The sequence below is a fragment of the Arthrobacter sp. PvP023 genome (assembly GCF_017832975.1).
In the GTDB taxonomy this organism is placed as follows: Bacteria; Actinomycetota; Actinomycetes; order Actinomycetales; family Micrococcaceae; genus Arthrobacter.
The window spans coordinates 2,807,460-2,832,877 of record NZ_JAFIBI010000001.1 but is presented as its reverse complement, the minus strand read 5'-3'; the positions used below and the strand labels follow the sequence as shown (position 1 = coordinate 2,832,877).

Sequence of the window (25,418 nt, the reverse complement as noted above, 5' to 3'; positions counted from 1 at the left end):
CAACTTTAGCAGGTCTAGGTCACGTCTCACGGAAACGGCTCAGCACTGCTGACAGGACTTTGAGCCCTAGCCTCGGCCTATCGATCAGGCGATCCTTTTATGGAAACGGAATACCCTTCAGAACTCCGCCAGCAGGGCCGGTTATTTGGGCCACTGTCGTCGTCGGCTGCTTTGTTCTCAGCACCGCCACAGCGATCGCAGCCGAGGCGCGAAAGCATCGCGTAATCCGCACGCGGCTCGGCTACTGGGCCCTCGCGTTCCTCATCCTTTCGGCCGCGTTCATGGCTGCTGCCTCGGTAGGTTTCTCGTCGGGCATGCAGATGCCCGTCACTCCGGACGTATTCATCTCCGCCGGAACCATCGCTCTCATCGCGGCAGCTGTCCTAGGCATTCTCGCGGCGTTCCGCGCTGAAGGAGCAGCCACCCGGTTCCTGCCCACAACCCCCGCAGGGTGGTGGGCCGTGGTCTTCCTGGCAGCCTTCCTTGTCCTCGGGTTCAGCCCGTGGGCTGTCCTGACGCCAGCGGCAGGGATGGCCGGACCAGCTCTCGCGCTGGCGGCAATTATCAGTTACCGGGACCGGTCCGTGCTGTCGGCAATCGCACTGGTCGCCGGCCCGGCGCAGGTGGCCTTTTTTGACCTCGCATTTTTCATCAGCATGTTTACACCGCACCCCTAAGGCAGAAGGGATGTCGCTCGCGATCACACCGCAAACAGCAGCTGGGCGCTGGAGACTGCTCTTCGCTGCCATCACCGTGCTGGCGACCGCCACTGCCTGGATCACGCTCCTGCCCATGATGGATTACCCGTTCTATAGCGGGGCGTGGAACTCCCTGGGCCAGGCATGCCTGGCACCTGCAGCCGCCGCAACGGCCCTCGGGCTGGTCAGCGTTATTCACCACAAGGAACGCTCGGTCTTGACCTGGGCCACCACGTTGGCGGCCCTTGCAGCGACGGTGGCGGCGGCTGCGATCATGCTCTCCACGTTCGCAGAGATGCAGTAGGTCCATGGCCTCGACCGGTGCATTAAACCAAGGCCCCGGGGTGAGCGGGTTCATGGTTCTTCGGCCCGCCTTCACTGTGAAGGGATAGCGGCTGTCCCGCCTTGATTGCTGCCACGGCGCCCGGATTCTATTTCGTGGCTGTCGCGTTGCCGCGGACTCTCACCGTGACCCCGTGCCTGCTTCCGCAGTTGCCTTGATGCCCGCAAGGAGCTCTGCCTGGCTGCGCTCGGACATCTTCATGACCAGCGAATCAACTGCGGCCTCTGCCATGTTCCGTGGGACGACATCTGATCGCATGCTGAGCCGGGTTCCGCCGTTGGCCGGAGCAACCTCCACCTTGAAGACAGGACCTAAGGCCGCTGTTGACGTGAAGTGCTCGTTCGGGACGTACTCGGTGTACTCATGGGTCGTCTTGAGCGGAATACCAAGGACCTTCCACGCAGCCTGGAAGCTCGTTCCTACGCCCTCCGGTGTGGTGTTGAGGTCGGAGATCTGGACGTCCGGTCCCAACCAGATGCTGGGGTTCTTGACGAGATCGAAGACCCGCTCCACCGGCGCGGCGATGGTGATCCCGTCCGACCACGTCAGTGTCTGGGTGGGCATTGTCCCGGCTGTTTCAGGGACCGCTTTTTCCCCGGTCTCGATCAGGCTCTTGATATTGGCCACCATGCCTCGGAGGTCGTTATCGGTCCAGCGGGCAAAGAGAGCCTGAACCGGCACCCGTACCAGGGGAGCATTGATATCCAGATGCTCTTCAACGGTCAGCTCAGTGCCGTCGTCGACCGGTTCCAGGGAAAACGTGAGGACCGGTCCCACGGACGCCTTGGACACGATGCGCTGGTTCGGAACCACATCTCGGTACTCGTGGGTTACGGACATGGGAACGCCCCACATCTTGGCAGACCACCTTGCGGACGTACCCGCACCACCAGGTTTGATGTCCAGGTGTGTAACTTCGCTCTCCCCGGGCATGGCGGTCATCCAGTGTGTCGGATCACTCAGGAAGGAGTAGACCTTGTCCACCGGGGCGTTGATCGTGGTGCTGTGAACGACGTTCTTGGCCATTTTTACGTCTCCTCTCGGGCAGGAGCATTCAGTCGGCACCTACTGGTACAAGTGCATCCCCGGGGGTGGCATCAGACCAGAGGAATAGGTCCCGGCGGGCCATCGGCGTGGTTCGACGATGGGTGCCTGCCAGGTAATCCCAGTTCCAGAAGATTGGAGGGCCTCATCAGAGTGGACAGCGCTACCTTAGGATCCATGCCATCAACGTGACGCAGCCTGTGGAGCCCTTAGCCGTAATTCCCTTAGAACAGCGGCCAGGGCACCGCCGACATCTCACCGCTCGGAGCCGGAAACCGCCCTGCCAAGCGCAACCGGGCGCAGCGCGCGGCGAGCGATGCGATTTCTTCGGCGCTGAGCAAGTCTGCCAGGTTTCGGCCCAGCTCACCGTGCAGTCCTTCGCTGACACGATCGATGCCGTCGCGTTCCTCGGCGGTCAGAGCGTCTCCCAGCCATCCCCACAGCACCGTGCGCAGCTTGTGGTCACGGTGAAAAGTGAGCCCATGGTCCACGCCGTGCCGGTGTCCGTCCGTCATGGCCAGGACGTGATTGCCTTTGCGGTCGGCGTTGTTCACGATGGCGTCGAACACCGCCATGCGCCTGAGAGCCGGAGAGTCCTCGTGGACGAGGGCGACCATCCGTCCGTAGTCATCCTGACCCTCAAGGACTTGTTTCCACCCGGTCTCCGGTATGTCGTCCGCCGCAACGAGGTCTACTGCGTTCTGGTCGGGGTCTGACTCCTGCCACAGCTGCACCATTCCTTTACCCAATGGACCGTCCCGCAGCCATGTGCGCGGCACAACGTTCCAGCCGAGGACCTCAGAAACCAGGTAGGCGGCGACCTCCCGGTGGGCAAGGAAGCCGTCGGGAAAATCCCACAGCGGTTTCTCCCCGGCAATCGGCTTATAAACGACCGTGGTGTCGCCGATGCTGCCCAGGAAGGTGGCGTTCGATGCCGTCGTGATGCGCCCGGTGAGGATCAGCTCGTCAGTCAGCAGGTCGGGTGCCGGCATCAGACCTCGGGCAAGGTGCAGACGTGCCCGTCGGCGTCTACGGGATAACCGCAGAGCGGGCATGCCGGACGTCCGGCGCCCACCACCTCTCGGGTCCGCTTGGCGAATGCTCGGGCGGTGCCAACCGGCATCCGCACCAGCAACATTTCGGGCACGTCAGCGCCGTTCTCAGCCAGCGATTCGACGTCATCAGCATCGACTTCGGTGATTGGGTATGCCTCTATGACCACCTGCGCGGTCGTCGGGTCCCAACCTAAGGTCATGGCCCCGGTTCGAAACTGCTCCGTGACCGCCTCGAGCTGCTCATTGTCGACGAGTTCGATGGGAGTACCCGTGGGAACGCTGAAGGGGTTGCCTTCGAGGGTAATGAGCTGATCGAGGATTTCGTCAATCTTCTCGGCGAGCTGGGCTGACTGCTGCTTCTCCAGTGCGATGCTAACAATTTGCTTACCTGTGCGTACCTGCAGGTAGAACGTGCGGGCCCCCGGAACGCCGATGGTGCCGATGACGACCCGGTCAGGCCAGGCAAACTCGTGAACAAGTGTGGGCATGTCAGTATTTTAGGCACATGAGGTCTACGGTGCCTTTTGCCCTGCGCCGCCGCCGACTTGCGCATCGCCGGAGTTGATGCCGTTCGACAGCCACGACAGATCCCCCGCGTCGGTGTTCGTCGCATAGACGGTCGGCCGAACAGCACCATAGTGGACGATCGATACGGAGGCAGGGCCCACGTTAATGCGCTGGAACAAGTCGAGGTGCATGCCGAGCGCGTCGGCGAGGATTGATTTGATGATGTCACCGTGAGTCACTGCCACCCACACGGCTCCCGGCCCGTTCCCGGCTTCGAAGGCTGCGTCGTGGCGCCGGATTGCCGCTACCGACCGAGCCTGCATCGCGGCCATGGATTCACCGCCGGGAAATACGACGGCGGACGGCTGCGACTGCACAGCAGCCCACAGGTCTTCGGTGGCGAGCTCACTGAGCAACCGGCCCTGCCACTGGCCGTAATCGCACTCGGTGAGATCGGGATCGGCCGGCGCAGAAGGATTGCCAGCCTGGCGATCGAGGATGAGCTGGGCGGTTTCCTGACAACGCTCGAGGGGGCTTGACACCACCCCGACTACGGGCACGGCCGCGAGCCGGTCTCCGGTCAGAGCCGCCTGGTCGTGCCCGATCTGGTCCAGGCTGACGCCGACGGCCCGACCGGCCAGCAGTCCAGTGGCATTGGCTGTGGTGCGGCCGTGCCGCACGAGAATAACTGTCGCCATCTCCCCAGCCTAACCACCCGCTCGATGGCGGTGTGAACCGTACCGGGTCGCGCGTCGAACAGGCAGAGGTCCACCTTGCGAGATGGAGTGGGCGGTTTGGCTCACACTAGTTGACCCAGATCGCAGAATCGCGCCCTGTGCAGCTGATCCGGAATCCGCGGAAATCCGCGGATTTTGGGCCGAATACGTCTAGTGGGATTCGATCACGTTGGGTGAGACGGGACACCGGCGACGTTCTGGCAGTTTCGGCTTGACGCGCTGCTTTTGTGACGGGCCTTTTGGCAACTCTCAATGCCACACGGTCATTCGTCCGGCCTGGGCCAATGGTGTGAAAAAATGAAGGACGAGTTCGTATAGAGGAAGCAGCGGGAAAACGTGCCTAAAGAAATCGCCGCGGAGGCAGGGGTCGATTCTGCACCGAGCATGAACGATGTGGCCCGCGTCGCACGCGTTTCGCTGGGCACTGTTTCCAATGTGCTGAACAAACCTGAAATCGTGGCGGAACGGACCCGGTTGCGGGTCCAGGCCGCCATTGACGAGCTGGGCTTCGTCCGAAACTCCGCCGCGCGCTCCCTGGCGGCCGGCAGCAGCCGGACGATTGGCCTTGTCCTGACCGACGTCGGCAACTCCCTCTTTGTGGATATTGCCCGCGGCGCCGAGAGTGCCGCGCACGAAAACGGCCACTCCCTGCTGTTGGCAAACAGTGACGTCGACCTGCAGAAGCAGGAAGGCTACCTTGATATTTTTGATGAGGCTCGGGTTGCCGGCATCATTCTTGCGCCGTTGGACGCTGAACTGGACGGCGTGGACCGGGTTCGCCGCCACGGGCGGAACATCGTCCTCGTCAACTACGCCGGCGGCCGCACGGACTGCTGCACTGTGCTGGTCGACGAGGAACATGGAGGCTATCTGGCGGCCCGGCACCTCATTGACCTGGGCCGCCGCCGGCTGGTGTTCGCCGGCGGTCCCGATGACCTGCACGCCGTGAACGACCGCCGCAAGGGCGCCATGCGCGCCACGTCGGAGACCCGGGGAGCCGTCTCCCTTGAGGTGATCCTCGGGCGCAGCCTCAACAGCCCGGAGGGGCGCCGTATTGCGGGGGACCTGGCCAGCCGGGGCCGGAGCAGGATGCCCGATGGAATCATTGCCCCGTCGGACCAGTTGGCCGCCGGAATCATCCATGAGCTGACGGGCACCTATGGGCTCCGGGTACCGCAGGATATTGCCGTGATCGGCTATGACAACAACCAGTTCGCCACCGAAGCCGCCATCCCCATGTCCACCATCGGCCAGCCGGGGCACGAAATGGGCCGGGTGGCGACAAAACTCCTCCTGGAGGAAATCAGCCAGCCGGGCCAGCACGTGCACCGCAATCTGATGCTCGAACCAACCTTGTTCGCCCGCGCCAGTACCCTGGGCCGCTAACCCTGGCAAGCGATTTAACCGCGACCGGCGCCGGGGGGGCGGCTTCCGCCCCCGGCGCCGCCGTGAGTTTTAGGCGACCGGTTCCACGGCGTAGCTGAACGCCCCCGAACCCACCTCCAAAGGCGCCTGACCGGGGAGTTCCACGCGGGCAGTGCAACCGGTGGGGACCTCCACGTTCACGTTCAGGCCCGCGGCACCAAAAGTCCAGGAAATGCTTGCGGTCCCATAGGGTGTTTCGTGTCGTGCGGAGGCATGGGTGAGCTGCCCGCCGGGGCGCGGCTTGAACAAGATCCTGCGGTAGCCGGGTTCCAGCGGCGAAATTCCGGCCACCACGCGGTGCATCCAGTCAGCCACTGCTCCCAGGGCGTAGTGGTTGAAGGATGTCATGTTTCCCGGGTTGACGGTGCCGTCGGGCTGCATGGCGTCCCAGCGTTCCCAGATAGTGGTCCCGCCCTGGTCCACCGCGTAGAGCCAGGACGGGCATTCCTTTTCGAGCAGCAGATCATAGGCGGTATCCAGCGCGCCCGCGTCGGTCAGTGCATCGGAGATGACCGGCGTGCCCGCGAAGCCGGTCGCGATCCTGTTGCCGCCGCCGACAACCAGCTCGGACAGCCGGCGCCCGGCCAGCTGCTTCTGCTGTTGGCTGGGGAAGAGGTCGAACACGATGGCCAGTGCGTAGGCAGTCTGTGCGTCCCCGGCAACGGCTCCGGTGGGGAAGACGTATTCGTCCGCGAACGCCCTGGCCACGGTCCGGCCGAGCTCGGTGTAGTGCAGTTCGTCAGCGGTATTTCCGAGGACGCTGGCGATCTTGCCCAAGTGCATGGCGGACCACGCGAAGTACGCCGTTGCCACGAGGTAGGGGTCCGTCTTGGCCGCGGTGGGGTCATGCGGCGGGGCCGTCGGATCAAGCCAGTCACCGAGCTGGAAGCCGGTGTTCCACAGATGCGTCCCGCCGGCACGGGTGTCCATCAGGTCCACCCAGGCTTTGGCGCTGGCGTACTGGTCGCGGAGCACTTGGGTGTCGCCGAACCGCTGGTAGATGGTCCACGGGGTCAGGACTGCCACGTCTCCCCAGACGGCGCCGGGCCGGATGGGTGTCCACTCATCACCGCCCGGGATGACCGGGACGTACCACGGAATGGTTCCATCCGGGAGCTGTTCTACGGCGACGTCTTTGAGCCAGGACGTCAGCATGCCGGAGCAGTCGTAAAGGAAACTTGCCGTGGGGGCGAAGACCTGGATGTCACCGGTCCAGCCGAGCCGTTCGTCGCGCTGCGGGCAGTCCGTGGGGATGTCCACGAAGTTGCCGCGCATGCTCCAGCGCACGTTTTCGTGCAGGCGGTTCAGGTCCGGGTTGGAGCTGTCGAACCAGCCCGTGCGTTCCATGTCAGTGTGGTAAACCCGCGCCACCACGTTCTCGCTGATGTCGCCGCCGGTCCAGCCGTTGATTTCGGCGTAGCGGAAGCCATGGATGGTGAAGCGCGGCTCCCAGGTTTCGGGTCCGGTCCCGGCAACCGTGTAGGTGTCTGTCGAGATGGCGCGGCGAAGCGGTCTGGTGAAGAGTTCGCCCTCCTGCAGCACTTCGGCGTGGCGTAGCGTGACCTGGTGGCCCGGATTGCCTTGCACCGTGATCTTCAGGCGGCCCACCAGATTCTGGCCAAAATCCACAAGCGTTTTGCCTGCCGGGCTGGTGAAGACGCGCACTGGGCGGACTTCCTCGGTACAGCGGACTGGAGGCCCGTCCGGGGCAACGAGGGTGCCGGGATCACGGTCGACGGTCGTGACGGGGCTCCAGCCGCCGTCGTCGAATCCGGGCTGGCTCCAGCCGGCCGGCAGCTGCCGGGCATCGTAGTTTTCGCCCTCGTAGAGGCCGGTGAATGCGATGGGCCCGAAGGCTGCCTTCCAGGTCTGGTCCGTACCCACCACGGTGATGGACCCGTCGTCGTGCGTGATCTGGATTTGCGCAAGCAGGGCGACTTTGTCGCCGTAGAGGTTCCGGTAGCCGTCGTGGAAGCCGATCCGCCCGCGGTACCACCCATCAGCCAGCCAGCTTCCGACGGCGTTATCACCTTCGCGGATCAGTTCCGTGACGTCGTAGGTGTAGTAGCGCAGCCGTTCGCCGTAGACGGTCCAGCCGGGCGATAGGGTGTCGTTGCCAACCCGCGTCCCGTTGATCTCGACTTCGTACAGACCGTGGGCAGTGACATAGAGCCGGGCTTTGACGATGGGAGAGTGTACGGAGAAATCGCGCCGCAGCAGGGGAGGGCGGCGGTCTGAGTCGGGGTCTTCATCCCATGCTGGCGCGATGGCGGCCGCGGTCCAGTCTTCAGGATTCAGAAGGCCGGCCTCAACACGTGAGGGTGTGCTCCAGTCACTCGGTTCGGCATCGCCGGCGCCCCAGACCCGCACGCGGACGGCAACTTCATCACCGGACTTAAGGGGAACCGCGGGCCAGGGGAGCAGGACGGACTCCGTCGACGCGATGCGTGCACTGAGGCTGATTTCCCCGTTGCTGGTGGTTTCAACCTGGTACGCCGCCTGTGTCCAGCCCGGAGCCGCCACGGTCTTCCAAGAGATGCGGGGAGTGCTGTTGCCAACGCCGAGGGCTTCGCGGAGGTGATCGAAGGTTGCCGGCTTTACGGTCGTTGGCATGGTGTGGTGCTCCTGGTGGTGGTTGGATTTGGCACGGTCGGTGGGTGCGCGGTGTGTCAACGCCTGTCCTAGCCTTTGACCGCGCCGCCGGCGAGGCCCTTCATGACGCGCTGGTTCAGGAAGAGGTAGAGGACGAGAGTGCCGAATACGTTGATGCAGATCGCTGCGAAGAGGGGGCCGTACTGCACTGCGCCGAATTCGCCGGTGAAGTTCAGCAGGCCGACCTGGATGGTGTTCAGTTGGGCGTTGTTGGTGAACGTCAAGGCGATGAGGAGGTCGTTCCAGATGAAGAAGAACTGGACCAGCGCCACCGTGAAGACGGCGTTGCGGACCATGGGGAACCCGATGGAGAAGAATGCGCGGATCATGCTGGCGCCGTCGAGCGTCGCCGCCTCGAAGACTTCCCGGGGTACTGCACGGAAGTAGGTAGCCATCATGAATACGGTCAGCGGCAGGCCTGTTGCGGTGTAGGTGATGATGAGGGGCCAGAGCGTTCCCGTCAGTCCGACCTGGAAGTAGGCGGAGAAGAGCGGGAGCAGGATCATCTGGCCTGGGACCATGATTCCGGCGAGGAATGTAAGCAGGACGGCGTTGCGGCCTTTCCACACCAGCACTTCAAGGGCGAAGCCCGCGGCGACGCCGAACAAGACGATGAGGAAGAGCGAGGGGATGGTGGCGATCAGGCTGTTGCCAACGTAGGTGGCCAGGTTGCCGGTGGTCCAGGCCTCGGTGTAGTTGTCGAAGCTGAAGTTCTGCGGGAGGGTCCAGACGGGGCTGTTGAGGAACTCGTCCTGGGTCTTGAAGGAGCCCATGAAGAGCCAGACCAGGGGGTAGATCTCCACGATCAGCAGGAGTGCCACCAGCAGCTGGACGGGCAGGCGTTTGAGTACTTTGATCCTTGGTGTACGGCGGGGCGGTGCGGAGGGGGTAGTAGCGGTGCGTTCCCGAAGTGTGGCGGGTGCGGTCATCGTCGGTCAGTCCTTGGTCAGGTCGCGGCGCGACGAGCGGAAGATGAACAGGGTGACGATCAGACACAGGATCGTCAGGAGCAGCGCGACCGTGCTGCCGTAGCCGTAGTCGCCGTAGGTGAATGAAGTCCTGAACATGTGCAGGGTCAGGGGTGTGGTGGCGCTGCCGGGCCCGCCGTTGGTGAGGGCCACGATCGAGTCGAAAACCTTCAGCGTGCCGTTGATGCTGAAGATGATTGAGGAGAGCAGTACCGGCAGCGAGAGCGGCAGGACAATGTGCCGGATCAGGCGAAGTCCCTGTGCGCCGTCAAGGCGGGCTGATTCGAGGATGTCCTCTGGGATGTCCACCAGGCCTGTGTAGAGCAGGACGGCGTAGAAGCCCATGGACCTCCAGAGATCCATGATGACGATGACCCAGAATGCTCTGGAACCGTCGCCAAGCCAGTCGATGGAACCCATCCCGAAGACGTTGAGGGCTGAGTTGACGAGGCCGTTCTGCGGCGCGATTTCGAACATCTTCTGGAACAGGAGTGCAACGGCCACAGTCGGCAGTACGACGGGGAAGAAGACCAGCGTCCGGATGAGGCTTGAACCCCGTTTGAGGGCGAACACGTAAAGCAGAGAGAGGAAGTAGCCCAGGAGCACCTGACCTGCCGTGATGACGACCGCGTAGCGGACAGTGAACCAGAGGGCTTCGCCGACCGCGGGGTCGGAGAAGAGCTTTTCGAAGTTGGAGAGCCCGGCGAAGGTGAAGCCCGTAATGGCGTTGCCGGAGAGGAAGGTGTAGCCGAGGGACCAGAAGACTGGAACCAGCATGGCCAGGGTGTAGACCAGCAGTGCGGGACCAAGCAGGACGACTACAGCCTTCTTGTCTCCGAGGACGTTGTTCATGGTGCTTCTTTCATCGGGATTCGGGTGCCGGTCGCCGGGACCGGCTCGCGCCGGCCCCGGCAGGGCCGCCTACTTGGTGTTCAGATCGTTCTGGACGAGTTCCATGAACTTCTGCGGGGTGATGCTTCCGGAGACGAGGCCTGCGGCGTTGGTCTGGCTGGTGGTGGTGGCCTTGGTGCTGAAGAGCGCCTCGAACCACAGGACGCTTTCCTTGGTGTTGTTCACGGTTTCCTGCGTGGACTTCACCAGCGGCGGGACGCTGTCCACCGGAGTGGTCAACTTGAATCCGGAGATCGAGTTCTTGTCCTTCAGCGCTGTGCTGCCGTAGTTGGTGGCAATGCACTTGAGCCAGGCGGAGGCCTTGTCGTCGTACTTCTTGGCGTTGAAGGTCATCGGCAGACCGACGTTTGCGGCGTACTGGTTGTCAATGCCCTGCCCGCCGGCGACCTTCGGGAACGGCAGGAAACCGATGTTTTCCTCGCCGATCTTGTTCTGCGCCTTGTCGTTGAAGTTCGAGAGGATCCAGCTCCCCATGTAAAACATGCCGGCTTTGCCGCTGAGGAACTGCGAGGCGGCGGTGTCGTAGTCGATGGATCCGATGCCCTGGCCGAAGTAGCCCTTGGCGCCGAGATCGGCGACCGCTTCAGCTGCCTTGACGTATTCCGGGTCTGTCAGCTTGGCCTCGCCATCCGAGACCTTCTTCAGCGCGTCAGGACCCAGGTCACTGAAAAGGTAACCGCTGACGAGGCGCGTCAGGGGCCAGCCCTGCTTGCCCGACGCCGAGAGAGGCGTCACGCCGGCGGACTTCAGTTTTTCGCCGGCAGCGACGAAATCGTCCCAGGTCTTCGGAACTTCGATGCCGTTCTCAGCGAAGAGTTTCTTGTTGTACCAGATGCCTTCGACGTTGTACTGGTACGGCAGGACGTTGAGCTTGCCGCCGTAGAGGGACTTGATGGTGGATGCAGCACCCGGGAGGATGGCGTCCGAGATGTTCAGGTCCTTGAGGGCCTTTTCAAAGTCCAGGATGTTGCCGGACTTGTCCAGGTCCTGGGTTAGGGCGGGGGCGTTGCCGGCTGCGAACTGGACCGGGAGGGCGTTCTGCCCCGCGAGCAGCTGCAGCTTCTGGTCGAGGCTGGTCTGGGGCACGGTCTCAACCTTGAGTGGCGCTGCCTCGTTCTCGGCCTTGCACTGGTCCTTGCTCAGGGCCTCAAGCTCGCCACGGATGGTGGTGTTTTCGACGTTGGTAAGATAGGTAAAGTCCTTCGAACCCTGGGCGGACGACCCGCCGCCGGCCCCGCAGCCGGTCAGCAGAAGGGCGAGTGCACCGACTGACGCTACTACGGGGGCGAGAACGCGGGCCTTGGGCCGCGACACTACAGAAACCACAGTTCCTCCTTGAAGTGTGCTTCTTTTGAAGCGTTTCAATTAGACTAGAGGGAAGAGTTTCAATGTGTCAACCATCACTCGATCCTCGGCTCCCCGCGCGCGCTGGCCCTCAGAGTCGAAGGAGCGTTGACTCAAAGGGAAATTTGGCCTTAAAGGTGAATCGATACAATTGGAGCGCTTCAAACTCCGGCCTGTTTTTTGATTACTTTGCTGCCCTGGTTGGCGGTGGGTGCACATTGGCACGGGGACTTTATTCCTATATGCCAAGACCAAGGGGGAGCTGCTCCTGCTCGTTCAGAACTCCACCTACGCCGATGCGCTCGTCAAGGGCAGAACGGCCGCCGAGGCGATTCCCGACGTGTTCGACGCCGTGATGGCGATCGTTCGCCCGGTGGTGGAATGCAACCGAAAGCAGATCGACAATGGCCGAACCTACCTGCGCGAGATCGTGTTCGGGGATCCCGAAGAACCCCACCACCGCGACGCCCTGGCCCTCACCGTTCAGACCGAGGAAGCGATTGCCGACGTACTGGCGAGGGACCCCCGGATCGAACCTCGGAACGCTGCCAGGCTGGCGCATATAGTCTCCGCGATAATGTTCCTCAGCATGGCGGCCACGATCAACATCTCCAGGTCCGTTGACGAAATCCTCGCGGAGATCTCAGAGCAGGTCGACGTTCTCTTGCCCGCAGGTGCAACAGGCCGACCGGCTGGGGAGAGCTGATCCACAGCCGATCTCGCCGCGGAACCAGGTCTTGCTGAACTCAGGGACCACTTGTGCTCATAGCGACGAAGTAACGGGCTCCGGTGGCGGCCAGGCAATACCCGGCGATCCTCCGCTGCCACTGCGCCGCACTTAACCGCGCGGACGGCCGACGGCGGCCCGCCTCCCGCATTGCTACAGTGAGCCCATGAGCATGGCCAGAGGGGAGCAAGACCCGGCGGATGCCAACCCGGGGGCACTGCCGAACGGCCCGGCCGGCGTCGGCCCAGCAGCTGTTATTCCGGTAAATGGGACGGTCGGGAATCCTGGTTCCCGGTCCTCTGCCGCGCCGGCTGTCCCGCTGCCTCAGCGGCTGCCCGCCTGGCTGGTCCGGAATCCGCTGCATGCAGGCTGGGCGTGGACGGGTTTTTGGGCGTTGCTGATCATTGTTGACGAGTTCGTGGACCTGGCCGGCTGGACCTGGTACGTGCTGGTGGGGATGGCTGCCCTGCCCACACTGGCCTGCACTGTGGCCGTGCTCCATGCGACCCCGCGCCGGTACCTCAAGCCGCAGAAAGAATCGGTGCTCGCGCACTTCTTTGTCCGGTTCCTCGCGCTGACGGCTGCGTTTATGGTGTGGGGCCTCTCCGTGGTGGCCAGCGCCTCGATTTCCACAACGGTGCAGGCACTGGCCGGGGACTCGGAGCGTGCGGTGACGTCGTTGGGGTTCAACCTGCTCCTGGCGGCGGTTCCCCTGGTTGTATCGGTGTTGTGGATGGCACTTATTGTGCGCTGTGCGTGGTTCTTGCGCCGTCTCCGCGGCTGGCGGCAGAACCCGCAGGATTCGCGGCTGCCCAAGAGATTCCTGCGGCATTCGCCCCAACTCCGGCGCGTTGTGGTGGGTCTCGCCCACCCCGGTCTGCTTCTGGTGGCTGGGCTTGGCACGTCGGTTCTGGCACTCTTCCTCGGCGCCGTGGAACTCACGCTCAACCTGATTGCGTGAGGACCGGCGGCTTCCGGCAGGAAACATACCTCTACCCCTGGGCGCGGGGCTGCTCGGTGGCTATCCGCGTCAAGACACCCGATAAAGTTGGTGACATGGGGGAAAAGAAGGCTGCCGACGAGCACTTCCTGCGGGCAGTGAATCGTCCGTACTACTACGGGTACGCCAAAACAGGCAAAACCGTCTACGCGTACACGAAGGAAGAATGGGGCATCGGCGCAAGTTCTGGCGGCGGCGACCAGCACCTGATCCGCTCCTTCTGCTTCAGCCTCCTGGCAACCGCCCTGATCTTTCTCCCGGCCACCCTAGCCTGTGTCATCTTCGGGCTCCTTGTGCTGTTGAAGATGCCGCTCATGACTTTGGTCATGCTGTTCTTCGCTGCCCTCTTCGGCCTCGGAGTCCTCCAGGGCTACTTCAACGTCACCCAGGAATGGCGGGGGAGGAAGGCCCGGAAACTCAAAGGCCTCCCCAAGCCCTGGTGGCAGGCGGCGGACGACCACGCCTACGAATGGTTCCTCACCCACCCTGATCCCCGCATCCAGACGACCCTGGATTACTTCCCGTATTCGGTGAAACTCCGGAATGAAGCGCGAAGCAACGGCCAGATCAGTGGAGGGGCCTGACGTGCCTGGCGGCTCGCCGGCAGACTCCGACATCCCGGTCGAGGTGAGCATGAAAGTCGAGGACTGGCAGTGACTCGAAGCGACCATCGACAACCTAGTTGCTGTTAACGCCGTGGTCTTCTCGTAGAAGCCAGGCTTGAGGACAGCGAGTAAATTTACAGCATCCGCTGTTCTCTATGGCGCCTCAGAGCAGCGAAACTCATGGGTTGGGCAGAGGAGTGGGATGAGTCGGCCGTACCGCATTGACACTCACCAGCACATCGTTCCGCCTGGTTATGCGCGCTGGATACATGAAAAGGGCATCCGCCCCGGCGGTTTAGACCTGCCGTCGTGGTCCGAGCGCTCCGCGTTGAAGTTCATGGACAGGCACGACGTGCAGACCGGCATCCTGTCCCTGTCCACGCCCGGTGTGTATTTCGGGGACGCTGCGGAGGCGCGGCGGCGGGCGCGGGAGGTCAACGAGTACAGTGCAGAGGTGGTGGCCGCCCGGCCGGAGCGGTTCGGGTTCTTCGCGACGCTCACGCTGCCGGACGTGCAAGGCGCTTTGGCGGAGGCCCGGTACGCCCTGGACACCCTGCTCGCGGACGGGATCGTGTTGTTGGCCAACAACGACGGCCGATATCTGGGTGATCCCGGCTTTGAGCCTCTGCTGGAGTTTCTGCACCACCGCCGGGCCGTTGTGTTCATCCACCCCGGTGAACTGCCCGCCCCGGCGGTGCCGGGCATACCCACCTTTGCCGCAGATTTCTTGCTGGACACCACCCGCACTGCTATCAGTCTGATCCTGTCCGGTGCGATGGAGAAGTACCAGGGAATCAAGTTCATCCTGGCCCACGCCGGCGGCTTCGTGCCCTACATCGCCAATAGGATCCTGCTGACGATGCTCAACGATAAGGACCTGGCCCTCAGCGCGCTGGCGGCGCTGGGAGATAAGAAACAGTCCATCTTGCGGCGGTTCTACTACGACGTCGCACTGTCCGCCAGCCCGGCAACCCTGCCCAGTCTGCTTGAGGTAGCTGACCCGGGCCGCATTACATACGGCACTGACTTCCCATTCGCCCCCTCTGTGGCGATCGATTTCCTGAACATGCAGTACGAGAATTACCCTCTGGAACCCTCCCTGCGTGCGGCGATAGACCGCGGCAATTCGGAGGCGCTGTTTCCCCGTCTGAAGTCTGGTCAAAAGTAGTTCAGTGTGCGCCGACTTGGGCGTCGAGCCGGACGGGCTCTTAACGGACAAGGCATCGGGCGAGGACGTCAAGCGCGGCTGACGCTCACGGGGCACCCGCATCATGTGACTCTAAGGGGTCTTTTGTAAGTGGAGGGGGAGGACTGCTCGTGCTTGCTAGGATCAGCCCTGTTGTCCCGCCCGTGAGGATTCGCCTGAAGGGGAAGATCAGTGAAGTCCAACCACTACGACAATTTTGCCGAGAACTACTCCGCGGAGAACGAGTCCAGCCTCCTCAACGCCTACTACGAGCGACCGGCGATGATTGGCCTGGCCGGCGACGTCGACGGTCACCGGGTCTTGGACGCAGGCTGCGGCTCCGGGCCCCTGTCCGCGGCACTGAGCGCGAAAGGCGCGATCATGACCGGCTTAGATTCCAGCCCTGCGATGCTCGAATTGGCCAGACAACGATTGGGCGCGACCGCAGACCTGTACATGGCCGATCTCAGCGAACCGCTCCCTTTCGCCGATGGCTCCTTCGACGACGTTGTCTCGTCTTTGGTGCTGCACTATCTGGAGGACTGGTCAGCACCACTTGCCGAACTGCGGCGCGTGCTGAAGCCGGGCGGTCGCCTGATCCTGTCGGTCAATCACCCCACGGTCAGCGTGATCAACCAACCAGCCGAGGATTACTTCGCCATCCGGCAGTACTCGGAGGATTATGAGTTCGACGGCGAGCCTGCGGTCCTGACCTTTTGGCACCGACCACTTCACGCGATGGTCAGCGCCTTCACATCGGCGGGATTTAACGTAGCCACCGTAAGCGAACCAGAGCCGTCTCCAGACGCACCGCACGAACTCCTTCCGCCGCGCATCCTCAACGGCGAGAGGACAGCGTTCCTGTCCTTCATCTTCTTCGTCCTCGAAGCAAACAAAGTCTGAAGTCGTGCCGGGGCCGCCCGGGGATGCGAGCCCGCAAGCCGGTGCTTACGTGGACCTCCTCGCCGCCAGCGCCATACAATCCGGGTAATCGATCCTGGTGAGCCTCATGACGTCTTTCGAGAGGCAAATCTTCGCCCCAGAGACGCCTGGAATCGAATCACATTCCCGTCGGGACAGCCGAAGCGCAGAGCGGCCTGTAAAGGCCTTTTGCATGGGTCGTCGCGTCCCGTTGACACTGCTCAGGGCGGCGAGGAAACTATTTTTTGGGGGAGCCTCTTCGAAGGCAGCCCTAAATGCCGTGGCATATCGAGGGCACCTATTTTGAGAATTGCAGCTGCGACATGGTCTGCCCGTATTCCACTTCAGGGCTGACCGCGCCGGCGGATGACGAACGCTGCGACGTGGCATTGGCGTTCCGCGTCGAAACCGGCGAAGTAGACGGTGTCTACGTCGGCAGCCTGACCGCCGTCATTGCCGTGGAATTCCTGCCGGGTCCGGGACTATTTCGTTGCATCGGGCAGTTATGCCCCAAGGGCCGCACCCAGTCTGTGCCCAGCGCTCTTGGATGACGACAGGAATGAGATCACGTGACGACAACGCCTGCAGAGGGAGTCGGCTTTCGCTCCAAGCGAGGACCCATACTGATTTCCTTGATGCTCTCTACGGGCTTGGTGGCGATCGATTCGACGATCGTCGCGACCGCGGTGCCGTCGATCGTGCATGACATTGGTGGTTTCGTGTCTTTTCCCTGGCTCTTTTCTGCCTACCTGTTGGCGCAGGCCGTGTCTGTCCCCGTCTACGCGAAACTCTCCGACGTCGTCGGCCGTAAACCGATCATCCTGATCGGTATCGGGCTATTCCTACTCGGTTCGATCCTCTGCGGAGTGGCCTGGAGCATGCCGGCCCTCATCGCGTTCCGTGTGTTGCAGGGCCTGGGCGCGGGTGCAGTCCAGCCGATGGCGATCACGATCGCCGGGGATATCTATTCGCTGACTGAGCGGGCGAAGGTGCAAGGCTACCTTGCGAGCGTTTGGGCGGTGTCCTCCGTCGTTGGGCCGACGCTCGGTGGAGTGTTTTCGGCACTTGGCATGTGGCGCGGGATCTTCCTCGTGAACATTCCACTGTGCCTCCTGGCAGGGTGGATGCTGAGCCGAACGTTCCACGAGAATGTCGAGCGCGCCAGGCACCGGGTCGACTATCTGGGGGCGGGCCTGCTGACTGGCTCGCTGACGCTGATTATTCTTGGTGCCCTCGAAGGCGGCCAGGCGTGGGGCTGGACCTCCGCCATCAGCGTTGCGGTGTTCGCCGGCGGAGCACTCTTGTTCGCCGTGTTCATCCTGGTCGAGCGCAGGGCGGCCGAGCCGGTCCTGCCGCCGTGGGTTGTCTCCCGGAGGCTGCTGGCGACCACGGCACTGATCTCCTTTGGCGTTGGAGCGGTCATGCTTGGCCTCACCTCTTACGTTCCCACGTTCCTCGAAGGAGCCCTCTCGACCTCCCCGATCCTGGCCGGGCTCGCGCTGGCAGCATTGACGATCGGCTGGCCGATCAGTGCGTCCCAATCTGGCCGGTTCTATCTACGGATGGGGTTCCGGAAGACGGCGATGATCGGCATCACCATCACGGTCATCGGTACAGCGGTACTTGCCCTCACCGCCTCCGCACCCAACGTTCTCCTGGCGGCGGCGAGCTGCTTCATCGTAGGGCTCGGGCTCGGGCTGGTTGCCACCCCGAGCCTTATCGCCGCCCAGTCCAGCGTCGACTGGAACGAGCGCGGAGTTGTCACCGGTACCAATCTTTTCGCGCGATCGATCGGTAGTTCCATCGGTGTCGCGGTTTTCGGGGCCGTTGCGAATGCGATCTATGCAGGCACTCCGGGCAGCAATACGGATCCGCACACAGTCGTCTCAGCCTCCGGGGCTGTGTTCGTGGCCGTACTGGCCGCCGCCGTACTCACCGTCGTCGCCGTTATCGCGATGCCCGCCACCGACAACAAGACCACCGCCTCATCGGGCATCGACCCTGCGGTGGCAGCCGAACCTAGCACGGCAGCTAGTGATGGCTAGTGGTGTTCACCACCGCGCCCGTCGTCCGATCCACCGCATAGGCGACTGCAGTACCCACGGCGTAGGCCAACAAGTCCGCGGTGCCGAATGTGGTTCCGAGGACCAGCCGAAGGGGTGGCCAGGAGTCTCCGAGTTCGGCAGGAAGACCGGTGAGCTGGAACAGTTCGATCATCACGCAGACCGTAACGGCTGCGGTTGCAATCAGCACCTTGGGCTTTGACGGAATCAGGATGGCCACGAGAATGTAGACCAGTGCCGCGTACATGCCATCACCGGCAGGGCCGGTCCACGCCGCATCGCTGAACGTACGAATGCTCAACCCGAGCACAACACTCATCAGCCCGGCGACGCACAGCAAGGGCCGTCTGATTCTTGAACGCCCCTGTTCGACAGAACTCACAGCTTCAGTGCCGCCGCTGTTCCCTGACAGATCACTGCCCAAAGCCCCGCTGTCGAAGCTGCTCATCACCCTCCCCAACGCAGACCCACGAGAGTCCTGGCATTCAGCCTAGCTCAGCGCTCCCTTGCGGTAGGCGGGCCGGCCGATGGCGGGTCCGCCAAATCGGATCAGGCCTTGGCGACCGGCAGCACCAGCAGGTAGCCGGTCGGCAGATCAGTGCTCCAGCGTCGCGGCTCACGGACGACGAACTGAGTCGCCAACTGCTCGGGGGTGAGCAGGCTGTTAGGCGCAGGGGATGGACCCCACTGTTCGCCGCCGTACGGGTAGAGCGGATCTTGCACACGGATGGCGGTGACCGGGAACTCCGGGAACTGGCTGGGATCGCCGAGTGATTCGAAGCCGCTCATCACCGATACGTGGCGACCGCGCCACAGGACCAGCCCGACCGGCCGGCCTGTGTCGACGATGGCGCGCGCAGCGGTCTGCAGCGCGTCCTCGTAGTCAGCGATGCTGACGACGGCGTACGGCCCCATCCCGACCTCGTTGAGCACCTGCGCCCAACCCAAGGGGTTGGCACCGTTGAACGAGTCGGTCGACCGTGCCCGGGCCATCTCCCAGAGTTCGCCTTGCTGAACGCTATCGGCCCACGTCACGGTCCCCGTCTTGTCGATGAGGTTGTGCATGATCTGGATGCTTGCTGCCACACACCATTCAAAGGTGTACTGCGGCACGAAGTCCCCCTCCTGGTAGAGGTTGAGGGCGAACGCCTGGGGTGCCGGGGGCGGCACGGGAACCGACGTCGGGGTGGGGGAGGGCGTCCGTTGAGGAGGGGGGACGTCATCGCGTGCGGCCGGCGGGGCCGATGGGGTCTGGATCGGTTGATCGGTGGTGACTTCATCGAGCCTGGTTGCAGGCGCGCAGGCCGAGAGGAGGGTCGCTATGGCGACGAACCAGGCTACAAGAAGACGGAGCGGAGCACCGATCATGATCGGTCCAGTTTATCGCGACGCGGCGGGAATGCGTCGTGTAGTTCTTGGCGCCCGTGAGCCTCAAGGCCGGCGGCGGCCATGCGGAAGGCGTTTACTGGCTTGCTCGACCAGTTCTGTTATCCATGGGCGGTGCCCGCGGTGGAAAGCCATTCCTTCGGGCAGGCCCTGGACGGATGGGACGGACCCGGTGATATCTATGGTGATCCTGCCGCCGGCCATGGGTGCGTTGGTGATGTGGAGGTCACCGTACGATTCCGGAAGCACCGGATCCAGCCAGAAGCCTCCGCGGGAAACGTGGGCGTCATACCGCATCAGGCTGGTCACCAGAAGTATCGGTGTGGTCGCTGCCCAGGCCTGCGGTGAACAGGCCGTGGGGTAGGGCACCGGCTCAGTGAACTGCTCACGGCTGAAGCCGCAGAACAGCTCCGGCAGCCGGCCGTCCGAGTATTCTGCAGCCTCCAGCAGTGCCGTGGAGATTCGTTGTGCTTCCGCCACGAAGCCATAACGGAGCAGACCGGCCGCGATGATTGCATTGTCGTGCGGCCAGACTGAGCCGTTGTGGTAGCTGGCGGGGTTATAGGCACCCATGTCGCTGGCGAGGGTGCGCACGCCCCACCCGCTGAACATCTCCGGTGACATGAGGCGTTCGGCCACTTTGGATGCTTTGTCCTCATCGATGAGGCCCAGCCAGAGACAGTGGCCCATATTGGATGCGCAGGCATCAACCTGCTGCTTTTTGCCGTCCAGGGCCACTGCATAGTAGCCGCGCTCAGGCATCCAGAACTGTTCGTTGAACTGCTTCTTCAGCGCCGAAGCCCAGCCGGCGAGTTTGTCGCCCAGAACCGTGTCGCCGTCGTCGTATGCCATCCATGCCCGCGCCAGGTACGCCGCGAAAACATAGGCCTGAACCTCGCAGAGCGCGATGGGTGGTTCGGCCAGTCGGCCGTCGGCGAAGTTGATGCCGTCCCAGGAGTCCTTCCACCCCTGGTTGATCAGCCCCTGGTCGTTGAGGCGCTGATACTCGACGAACCCGTCGCCGTCTTTGTCTCCATAGTCACGGATCCAGTCCAGCGCCCGGTCCGCGTGGGGCAGTAGTGCGGCGATGGTGTCCTTGGCGAATCCCCAGCGGCTGACCGCCCCGAGGACGTCAACAAACAATGGCGTGGCGTCAACACTCCCGTAGTAGACGGACTTACCTCCCAGGGATAGTCCGCTGGAGACATCGAGCCTGACCTCGTGGAGGATTTTTCCCGGTTCCTCCTCGCTCATTGGATCGACCACGGTCCCTTGGCGGTCCGCCAGAGTCTGGAGCGTGCCCAAAGCCAACGATGGGTCCACCGGTAGCGCCATTTCCGAGGCCCACAGCGAATCCCGTCCGAACAGGGTCATGAACCAGGGCGCACCGGCGGCCACCACGACCCGGTCCGGGTGGTTCGGATCCTCGATGCGAAGCGCGCCGAGGTCGTCGTAGCTCCGCCTTAGCGTGCGTTCGATCGACGGGCTCCCCATGTGGAGCACCGGGATCCTGGCCACCCACTCCTGGCGGCGCCGGTCACTAGGGGACAGCCCGTCACCCTCAGCATGCACGAACGAATCAGAGGTGGCTCCGTCCATGCCGGGCACCGCGATGAGGACGGCGCTCCACTGGCCGTGGGCTGCGATAGAGGCCCTGTAGGTGATGGCATCCGGAGTCACGTCCGCTCCCGGGGCGCGGACTACAACGCCTTTCCGGACGTCTTGCCAGGCAGCCCGGATGGTCAGCACATGGCCTTCCGCTTGACGGTTTTCGTTCCATTGCCGCTGGATCCGCGCTTCCTTGACTTCAAAGAGATCGGCGAAATCAGCCTCAACGGTAAGAGAGACAGAGCACTCGACAGGGTCCAACGAGAAATTGCGGACGGTAATCTGCTCCCGGATTCCAGCTCCCACCTCACGGAGCCGCTCAACAATCAGGGGGCTGTCGGCATATCCGTCGGTGCGTGGAACACGACCCGCAAACAGTGCACGGTACGGTTCCTTCGTCTCCGCGGCCAGTGGCTCGAGCGGTTGTCCGTTGATGGTCAGGCTCCACTTGGAAAGGATCCGGGTGTCCTGGACGAAAAGGCCATGGGGATGTTCCGGGTGGATGTCGCCGTTCGGCAAGGAGATACAGAAGGACGATCCCTCGACCAGGGTGACCGTCCCGGGCCCCATGGGACCGGCCGCCGTGTCAGAGTTCCACCCAGCCATTTTGGCCTCCCTCGGAATCAAGGCCCCGACGACCCCGGTTCCGGGCCGCTGCCGTCGAAGTCAACTCTGTGATCGACGCTACGCTCGCCGGTCCTCCGACGCTAGGGCTTTGATCAGCGGGACGCGGGCACGGTATAAATCCGGTCCATACCGGGCATAAAGACACTCGTCTTCCGCGGGCCGGGCGCCCACGGGGAGAGTAGTTGTGACAAAGCAATCAGCTCCACAACAAAGGCCCCTCGGGCCCCCTCGGCTATGAAGGCTTGGGCCGCGCGCGGACGTGCATCCGCTCGCCCTGCTGTCCAAACAGGCTGATGAACTCGACGGGTCTGCCGTCAGCGCTGGCGAACCAGTGCGGTGTGTGGGTGTCGAATTCCGCGGCTTCGCCAGGGCGAAGTTCAAAGTCTTTGTCGCCCAGCACCAGACGCAGTCGTCCGTTGAGGATGTAGAGCCATTCGTAGCCTTCGTGAACGCGCGGGTCGGGCTCCGACCCGCGCGCATCACCCGTGAGCACCATCTTGAAGGCCTGCAATCCGCCCGGACGGCGTGTTAGAGGAACAGCCGTCATGTCGCCATGGGTGATGGGCTGCAGGTGAATTCTCGGATCCCCGGTGGGCGGCGCGCCAACAAGGTCGTCGAGGGGAACACCGTACATCCTCGCGAGTGGCAGCAGGAGTTCAAGGTTGGGCCTGCGTTGGCCGGATTCCAAGCGGGACAAGGTGCTCACCGACACTCCGGATGCGGCGGACACATCCCCAAGGGTGAGGTTTCGTTCTGTGCGGAGTGCCCGAAGCCGGGGGCCGACTGCCCCGAGAACGTCGTCAAGCTCAGTTTCCATGACCCCACTTTGCCATAATGGCAATCATGTTTGTCAATTCTCGATTGTGCGATGGAAGCTGGTGTGACCGCCGCAGGACTCCGGCGACGAACTTCCAGGACGCGAAGAAGGAAAGATCTGTATGGACACCACACGCTGTGACGTTGTAATTGTCGGCGGCGGCGCGGCGGGACTCAGCGCTGCCACGACTCTGGGCCGGGCGCTGCGCTCGGTGCTGGTCATCGATTCCGGAACTCCACGCAACGGACCCGCTGCGGGAGTGCACGGCTATCTTTCGAGGGACGGCATGGACCCCTGGGAACTCCTGTCCACAGGACGCAGCGAAGTGCTCTCCTACGGGGGAACGGTCATCGACGGCGAAGCCGTTTCGGCACGCCGGACGTCCGATGGATTCGAGGTGGTTCTCGGAGATGGCCGCCGGTTCCACTGCAGACGCCTCCTCGTCACCACCGGCCTGACAGACGAGCTGCCTCCCATCGACGGGCTGCGGGAGCAATGGGGAAAGGGCGTTGTGCACTGCCCCTATTGCCATGGCTGGGAAATCCGCGGGCAACGGATTGGCGTGCTGGGCACAGGACCGCTGTCCGTTCATCAGGCACTGTTGTTCAGGCAGTGGTCCCCGGATATCACCCTGTTCCTCAACGACACCGTGGAACCCACCGACGAGGAGTGGGAAAAGCTCGCCGCCCGGTCCGTAACGGTCGTCGACGGCGCCGTGGCTTCCGTTGACGCCGTCGACGGTGTCCTCACGGGCCTCACGCTCCGCCAGGGCTCCTCGTTCGACGTACAGGCACTGGCTGTCGGAACACGGATGGAGGCCAGATCCATGCTTCTGGAATCACTCGGGCTAGGTTCCCAGGTGCACCCGTCGGGGGCCGGACGGTTTATCGAGACCGATGCTATGGGTGCGACGGCCGTCCGCGGTGTGTACGCGGCCGGCAATGTCTCCAACCTCATGGCTCAGGTGATCACCGCAGCGGCCGAGGGTGTCATGAGCGGCGCACGGATCAACGCCGACCTCATCGAAGAGGAAACCCGGTGGGCTGTCGAGGGTCACTTCGGCCCCTTCTCGGCCGCCTCGGAAGCAGCCGTCTCTCAGATCGTGCTAACACACCGACGCCATGGCCTTGATGATGGCATCTGACCGTCACGACCAGAACCGCTTCCTCGACCTCGATGCCAAGGTGTTCGGCGACCATCTCGCAGCCGTCCTGGACCTGGCCGGAGTGCCGGCTGCGCGCAGCGTCGTTGACCTCGGCGCCGGCACCGGCGCAGGTAGCCGGCTGCTTCGCCAGCGATTTCCCGACGCCGCGGTGACGTGCGTTGACAATGACCCGCAGATGCTCGAGCTGCTGCGCGGGCAGGGCTTCGCCGTGGTCGAGGCCGACCTCGACCACGGCTTCCCTGCGCTGGGCGGCTCCTTGATAGCGGCGGGTGCAGCGGCCGAGGCGCCGGTTGACCTGGTGTGGGCATCGTCCTCGCTCCACCACGTAACCCACCCCGCCCGGCTCTTGTCGGGGGTCCGCCGGGCACTGGCCCCGGGCGGGGTGCTGGTCGTCGTCGAGCTCGCCGCCCTGCCCCGCTTCCTGAGCCATCCGCGCGGAGCGCTGCTGGAGCTGCGCTGCCACGCCGCTGCGGCGGCCGAGGGGTGGAACCATTACCCGAACTGGACGCCGGTCATCGAGGCCGCCGGGTTCGCCGTCACCAGGTCTGAGGTGACGGGCATCGCACCAGTTACGCCGGCCGCGCGGGAGTACGCCCGGCAGTGGTTCGCGCGCTTCTCACACCTGGCGGCCCTCACCGCGGACGACCACGAGGCCGTGGCAAACCTGCTGAAGCGATTCACCGACGACGTTGAGCTGGACCCCCGCACCACCCGGACCGTCTGGGTGGCCACGCCCGTCGAGGCCCAGGAGCAGCCTTGAGCCAGCTGGTGAACGCATAAGAGCTAAGGGGCGGGTCAGGTCAGACGGTCGAAGTCTCCTCGCGCCCAAGCGGCGTGCCGTTGGGCGGAATCGTGCAGGACGGCCCTGGCCCCGGACGCGATGACATTGTTGAAGTTGCCGTAGATCCGGTCGAACTCGAGTTCCCCGAGCTGAGCGGCGATTCGCAACGCTACCGCGCCGGATAGCGGCAAATGATTCGGGTAGCTGCGCATGAAGGAGATGGACCGACGGTCTGGATTGGGAAACACGCTGTCACCGGTCAGCAGGACTCCTCTGCCGGCCGCTCCTGCAGCCCAGTGCACCACCGCACTGCCGGGGAAGTGCCCCCCGGTCTGGTGCAGTGTCAACCCTTCGGCGACAGTGTGACTGCCGGACCAGTAGTCGATGACCGGATCGTTGCGCCCCAGCCATCGCCGGTCTGCGTCCGCCACCAGCACAGGGACGCCACCGAGCCGATGCGACCATTCGACCTGCATGCCAAACATGTGTGGATGGCTGGCGGCGATCGCGAGGACCGGGCCCCGCTCGAGCGCTGCGTCCACGGCACTGTCATCGACATATCCCACCGGATCCCACAGCAGCGAGCCCTGGTGTGTCACCACCAGCTGAGCGGTCTGGCCGATCCCGACTTTAGGTTCCGTCTTGATCGCGATAAGTCCCGGTTCATTCTCCTTCAGCACTGTCTGCTGACCCCCTCGAGCCAGCCCGTCCAGTGTCAGCCACTTTTGTCCGTCCTCGGGCACATACTGCCGCTCATCGGTGCAGATCGGGCAGAGCTCCGGGGCAGGTTCGTCGCGTTCGACGGCGCAGGTCGCGCAAATCAGCATGGTTGGCCCCTTCCAAACGT

At 63.5% G+C, this 25,418-nt stretch carries 25 protein-coding genes; 12 read left to right on the top strand and 13 right to left on the bottom strand.

What is annotated here, in order from left to right; translation table 11 throughout:
- The first annotated feature begins 314 nt into the window (after nt 1-314).
- Nucleotides 315-677: a hypothetical protein gene (locus tag JOE31_RS13080; RefSeq protein WP_209745161.1), complete on the top strand. Its 363-nt coding sequence runs from the start codon at nt 315-317 to the stop codon at nt 675-677.
- 10 nt (nt 678-687) lie between these two features.
- The gene (locus JOE31_RS13075) at nt 688-1,002 is read left to right on the top strand and encodes a hypothetical protein (protein WP_209745157.1); all 315 of its coding nucleotides are present in this window, start codon (nt 688-690) and stop codon (nt 1,000-1,002) included.
- A 159-nt stretch (nt 1,003-1,161) separates the two neighbouring features.
- Here the strand turns inward: JOE31_RS13075 and JOE31_RS13070 are convergent, their stop codons facing one another.
- The 4 genes from JOE31_RS13070 to JOE31_RS13055 all read right to left on the bottom strand — a co-directional run bounded on the left by JOE31_RS13070 (nt 1,162) and on the right by JOE31_RS13055 (nt 4,345).
- Nucleotides 1,162-2,067, bottom strand: coding sequence for an SRPBCC family protein (locus JOE31_RS13070; protein ID WP_209745154.1), 906 nt, complete (start codon nt 2,065-2,067; stop codon nt 1,162-1,164).
- Between the two features lie 242 nt (nt 2,068-2,309).
- Nucleotides 2,310-3,077 (bottom strand): SCO1664 family protein, encoded by a 768-nt coding sequence (locus tag JOE31_RS13065; RefSeq protein ID WP_209745151.1) that lies wholly within the window; start codon nt 3,075-3,077, stop codon nt 2,310-2,312.
- On the bottom strand, nt 3,077-3,628 hold the full coding sequence (locus tag JOE31_RS13060; protein WP_209745148.1) for a DUF3090 domain-containing protein: 552 nt from the start codon (nt 3,626-3,628) through the stop codon (nt 3,077-3,079). Before JOE31_RS13060 ends, JOE31_RS13065 begins: the two co-directional genes overlap by 1 nt.
- A gap of 24 nt (nt 3,629-3,652) precedes the next feature.
- Complete coding sequence (locus JOE31_RS13055) at nt 3,653-4,345, bottom strand: MSMEG_4193 family putative phosphomutase (protein ID WP_209745145.1); 693 nt, start codon at nt 4,343-4,345, stop codon at nt 3,653-3,655.
- A gap of 375 nt (nt 4,346-4,720) precedes the next feature.
- On the opposite strand from JOE31_RS13055, the gene JOE31_RS13050 reads away from it, so the two are divergent.
- Complete coding sequence (locus JOE31_RS13050) at nt 4,721-5,770, top strand: LacI family DNA-binding transcriptional regulator (RefSeq protein WP_307864414.1); 1,050 nt, start codon at nt 4,721-4,723, stop codon at nt 5,768-5,770.
- Nucleotides 5,771-5,839: 69 nt separating this feature from the next.
- Here JOE31_RS13050 and JOE31_RS13045 read toward each other — a convergent pair whose 3' ends face one another.
- From JOE31_RS13045 to JOE31_RS13030, 4 genes are all read right to left on the bottom strand, one after another.
- Nucleotides 5,840-8,422, bottom strand: coding sequence for an alpha-L-rhamnosidase (locus tag JOE31_RS13045; protein WP_209745142.1), 2,583 nt, complete (start codon nt 8,420-8,422; stop codon nt 5,840-5,842).
- 68 nt (nt 8,423-8,490) lie between these two features.
- On the bottom strand, nt 8,491-9,390 hold the full coding sequence (locus JOE31_RS13040; protein ID WP_209745139.1) for a carbohydrate ABC transporter permease: 900 nt from the start codon (nt 9,388-9,390) through the stop codon (nt 8,491-8,493).
- Nucleotides 9,391-9,396: 6 nt separating this feature from the next.
- Entirely contained in the window at nt 9,397-10,281 is an 885-nt protein-coding gene (locus JOE31_RS13035; protein WP_209745136.1) for a carbohydrate ABC transporter permease, read from the bottom strand.
- 69 nt (nt 10,282-10,350) lie between these two features.
- Nucleotides 10,351-11,667, bottom strand: a complete 1,317-nt coding sequence (locus JOE31_RS13030) for an extracellular solute-binding protein (RefSeq protein ID WP_307864413.1) — start codon at nt 11,665-11,667, stop codon at nt 10,351-10,353.
- Between the two features lie 229 nt (nt 11,668-11,896).
- On the opposite strand from JOE31_RS13030, the gene JOE31_RS13025 reads away from it, so the two are divergent.
- From JOE31_RS13025 to JOE31_RS12995, 7 genes are all read left to right on the top strand, one after another.
- A complete protein-coding gene (locus tag JOE31_RS13025; RefSeq protein WP_209745134.1) occupies nt 11,897-12,391 on the top strand; it encodes a TetR/AcrR family transcriptional regulator in 495 nt (164 codons plus the stop codon).
- A gap of 187 nt (nt 12,392-12,578) precedes the next feature.
- Nucleotides 12,579-13,373, top strand: a complete 795-nt coding sequence (locus JOE31_RS13020) for a hypothetical protein (protein ID WP_245199171.1) — start codon at nt 12,579-12,581, stop codon at nt 13,371-13,373.
- A gap of 95 nt (nt 13,374-13,468) precedes the next feature.
- Nucleotides 13,469-13,996 carry a hypothetical protein gene (locus JOE31_RS13015; RefSeq protein WP_209745131.1) on the top strand — a complete coding sequence of 176 codons (528 nt, stop codon included), beginning with the start codon at nt 13,469-13,471 and terminating at the stop codon, nt 13,994-13,996.
- Between the two features lie 223 nt (nt 13,997-14,219).
- Nucleotides 14,220-15,185 carry an amidohydrolase family protein gene (locus JOE31_RS13010; protein WP_209745128.1) on the top strand — a complete coding sequence of 322 codons (966 nt, stop codon included), beginning with the start codon at nt 14,220-14,222 and terminating at the stop codon, nt 15,183-15,185.
- A 210-nt stretch (nt 15,186-15,395) separates the two neighbouring features.
- Entirely contained in the window at nt 15,396-16,106 is a 711-nt protein-coding gene (locus JOE31_RS13005; RefSeq protein ID WP_209745124.1) for a class I SAM-dependent methyltransferase, read from the top strand.
- Nucleotides 16,107-16,399: 293 nt separating this feature from the next.
- Complete coding sequence (locus JOE31_RS13000) at nt 16,400-16,675, top strand: DUF1326 domain-containing protein (RefSeq protein ID WP_209745121.1); 276 nt, start codon at nt 16,400-16,402, stop codon at nt 16,673-16,675.
- An 84-nt stretch (nt 16,676-16,759) separates the two neighbouring features.
- A complete protein-coding gene (locus tag JOE31_RS12995) occupies nt 16,760-18,169 on the top strand; it encodes an MFS transporter (RefSeq protein WP_245199674.1) in 1,410 nt (469 codons plus the stop codon).
- On the opposite strand, the gene JOE31_RS12990 is transcribed toward JOE31_RS12995, so the two are convergent.
- From JOE31_RS12990 to JOE31_RS12975, 4 genes are all read right to left on the bottom strand, one after another.
- Nucleotides 18,156-18,635, bottom strand: a complete 480-nt coding sequence (locus JOE31_RS12990; RefSeq protein ID WP_209745115.1) for a DUF2809 domain-containing protein — start codon at nt 18,633-18,635, stop codon at nt 18,156-18,158. The two genes, JOE31_RS12995 and JOE31_RS12990, sit on opposite strands and share 14 nt — an antisense overlap.
- A gap of 101 nt (nt 18,636-18,736) precedes the next feature.
- Nucleotides 18,737-19,300 (bottom strand): hypothetical protein, encoded by a 564-nt coding sequence (locus JOE31_RS12985; protein WP_307864412.1) that lies wholly within the window; start codon nt 19,298-19,300, stop codon nt 18,737-18,739.
- A gap of 318 nt (nt 19,301-19,618) precedes the next feature.
- Nucleotides 19,619-21,787 (bottom strand): glycogen debranching N-terminal domain-containing protein, encoded by a 2,169-nt coding sequence (locus JOE31_RS12980; protein WP_209745109.1) that lies wholly within the window; start codon nt 21,785-21,787, stop codon nt 19,619-19,621.
- 253 nt (nt 21,788-22,040) lie between these two features.
- On the bottom strand, nt 22,041-22,625 hold the full coding sequence (locus JOE31_RS12975) for a helix-turn-helix domain-containing protein (protein ID WP_209745106.1): 585 nt from the start codon (nt 22,623-22,625) through the stop codon (nt 22,041-22,043).
- 121 nt (nt 22,626-22,746) lie between these two features.
- Here JOE31_RS12975 and JOE31_RS12970 point away from each other — a divergent pair, with 121 nt between their 5' ends.
- Together JOE31_RS12970 and JOE31_RS12965 are read left to right on the top strand one after the other, a co-directional pair.
- On the top strand, nt 22,747-23,769 hold the full coding sequence (locus tag JOE31_RS12970; RefSeq protein ID WP_209745104.1) for an NAD(P)/FAD-dependent oxidoreductase: 1,023 nt from the start codon (nt 22,747-22,749) through the stop codon (nt 23,767-23,769).
- Nucleotides 23,759-24,550: a trans-aconitate 2-methyltransferase gene (locus tag JOE31_RS12965; protein WP_209745101.1), complete on the top strand. Its 792-nt coding sequence runs from the start codon at nt 23,759-23,761 to the stop codon at nt 24,548-24,550. Before JOE31_RS12970 ends, JOE31_RS12965 begins: the two co-directional genes overlap by 11 nt.
- Before the next feature lie 35 nt (nt 24,551-24,585).
- Here the strand turns inward: JOE31_RS12965 and JOE31_RS12960 are convergent, their stop codons facing one another.
- Entirely contained in the window at nt 24,586-25,398 is an 813-nt protein-coding gene (locus JOE31_RS12960) for a hydrolase (protein ID WP_209745098.1), read from the bottom strand.
- Nucleotides 25,399-25,418 lie beyond the last annotated feature (20 nt).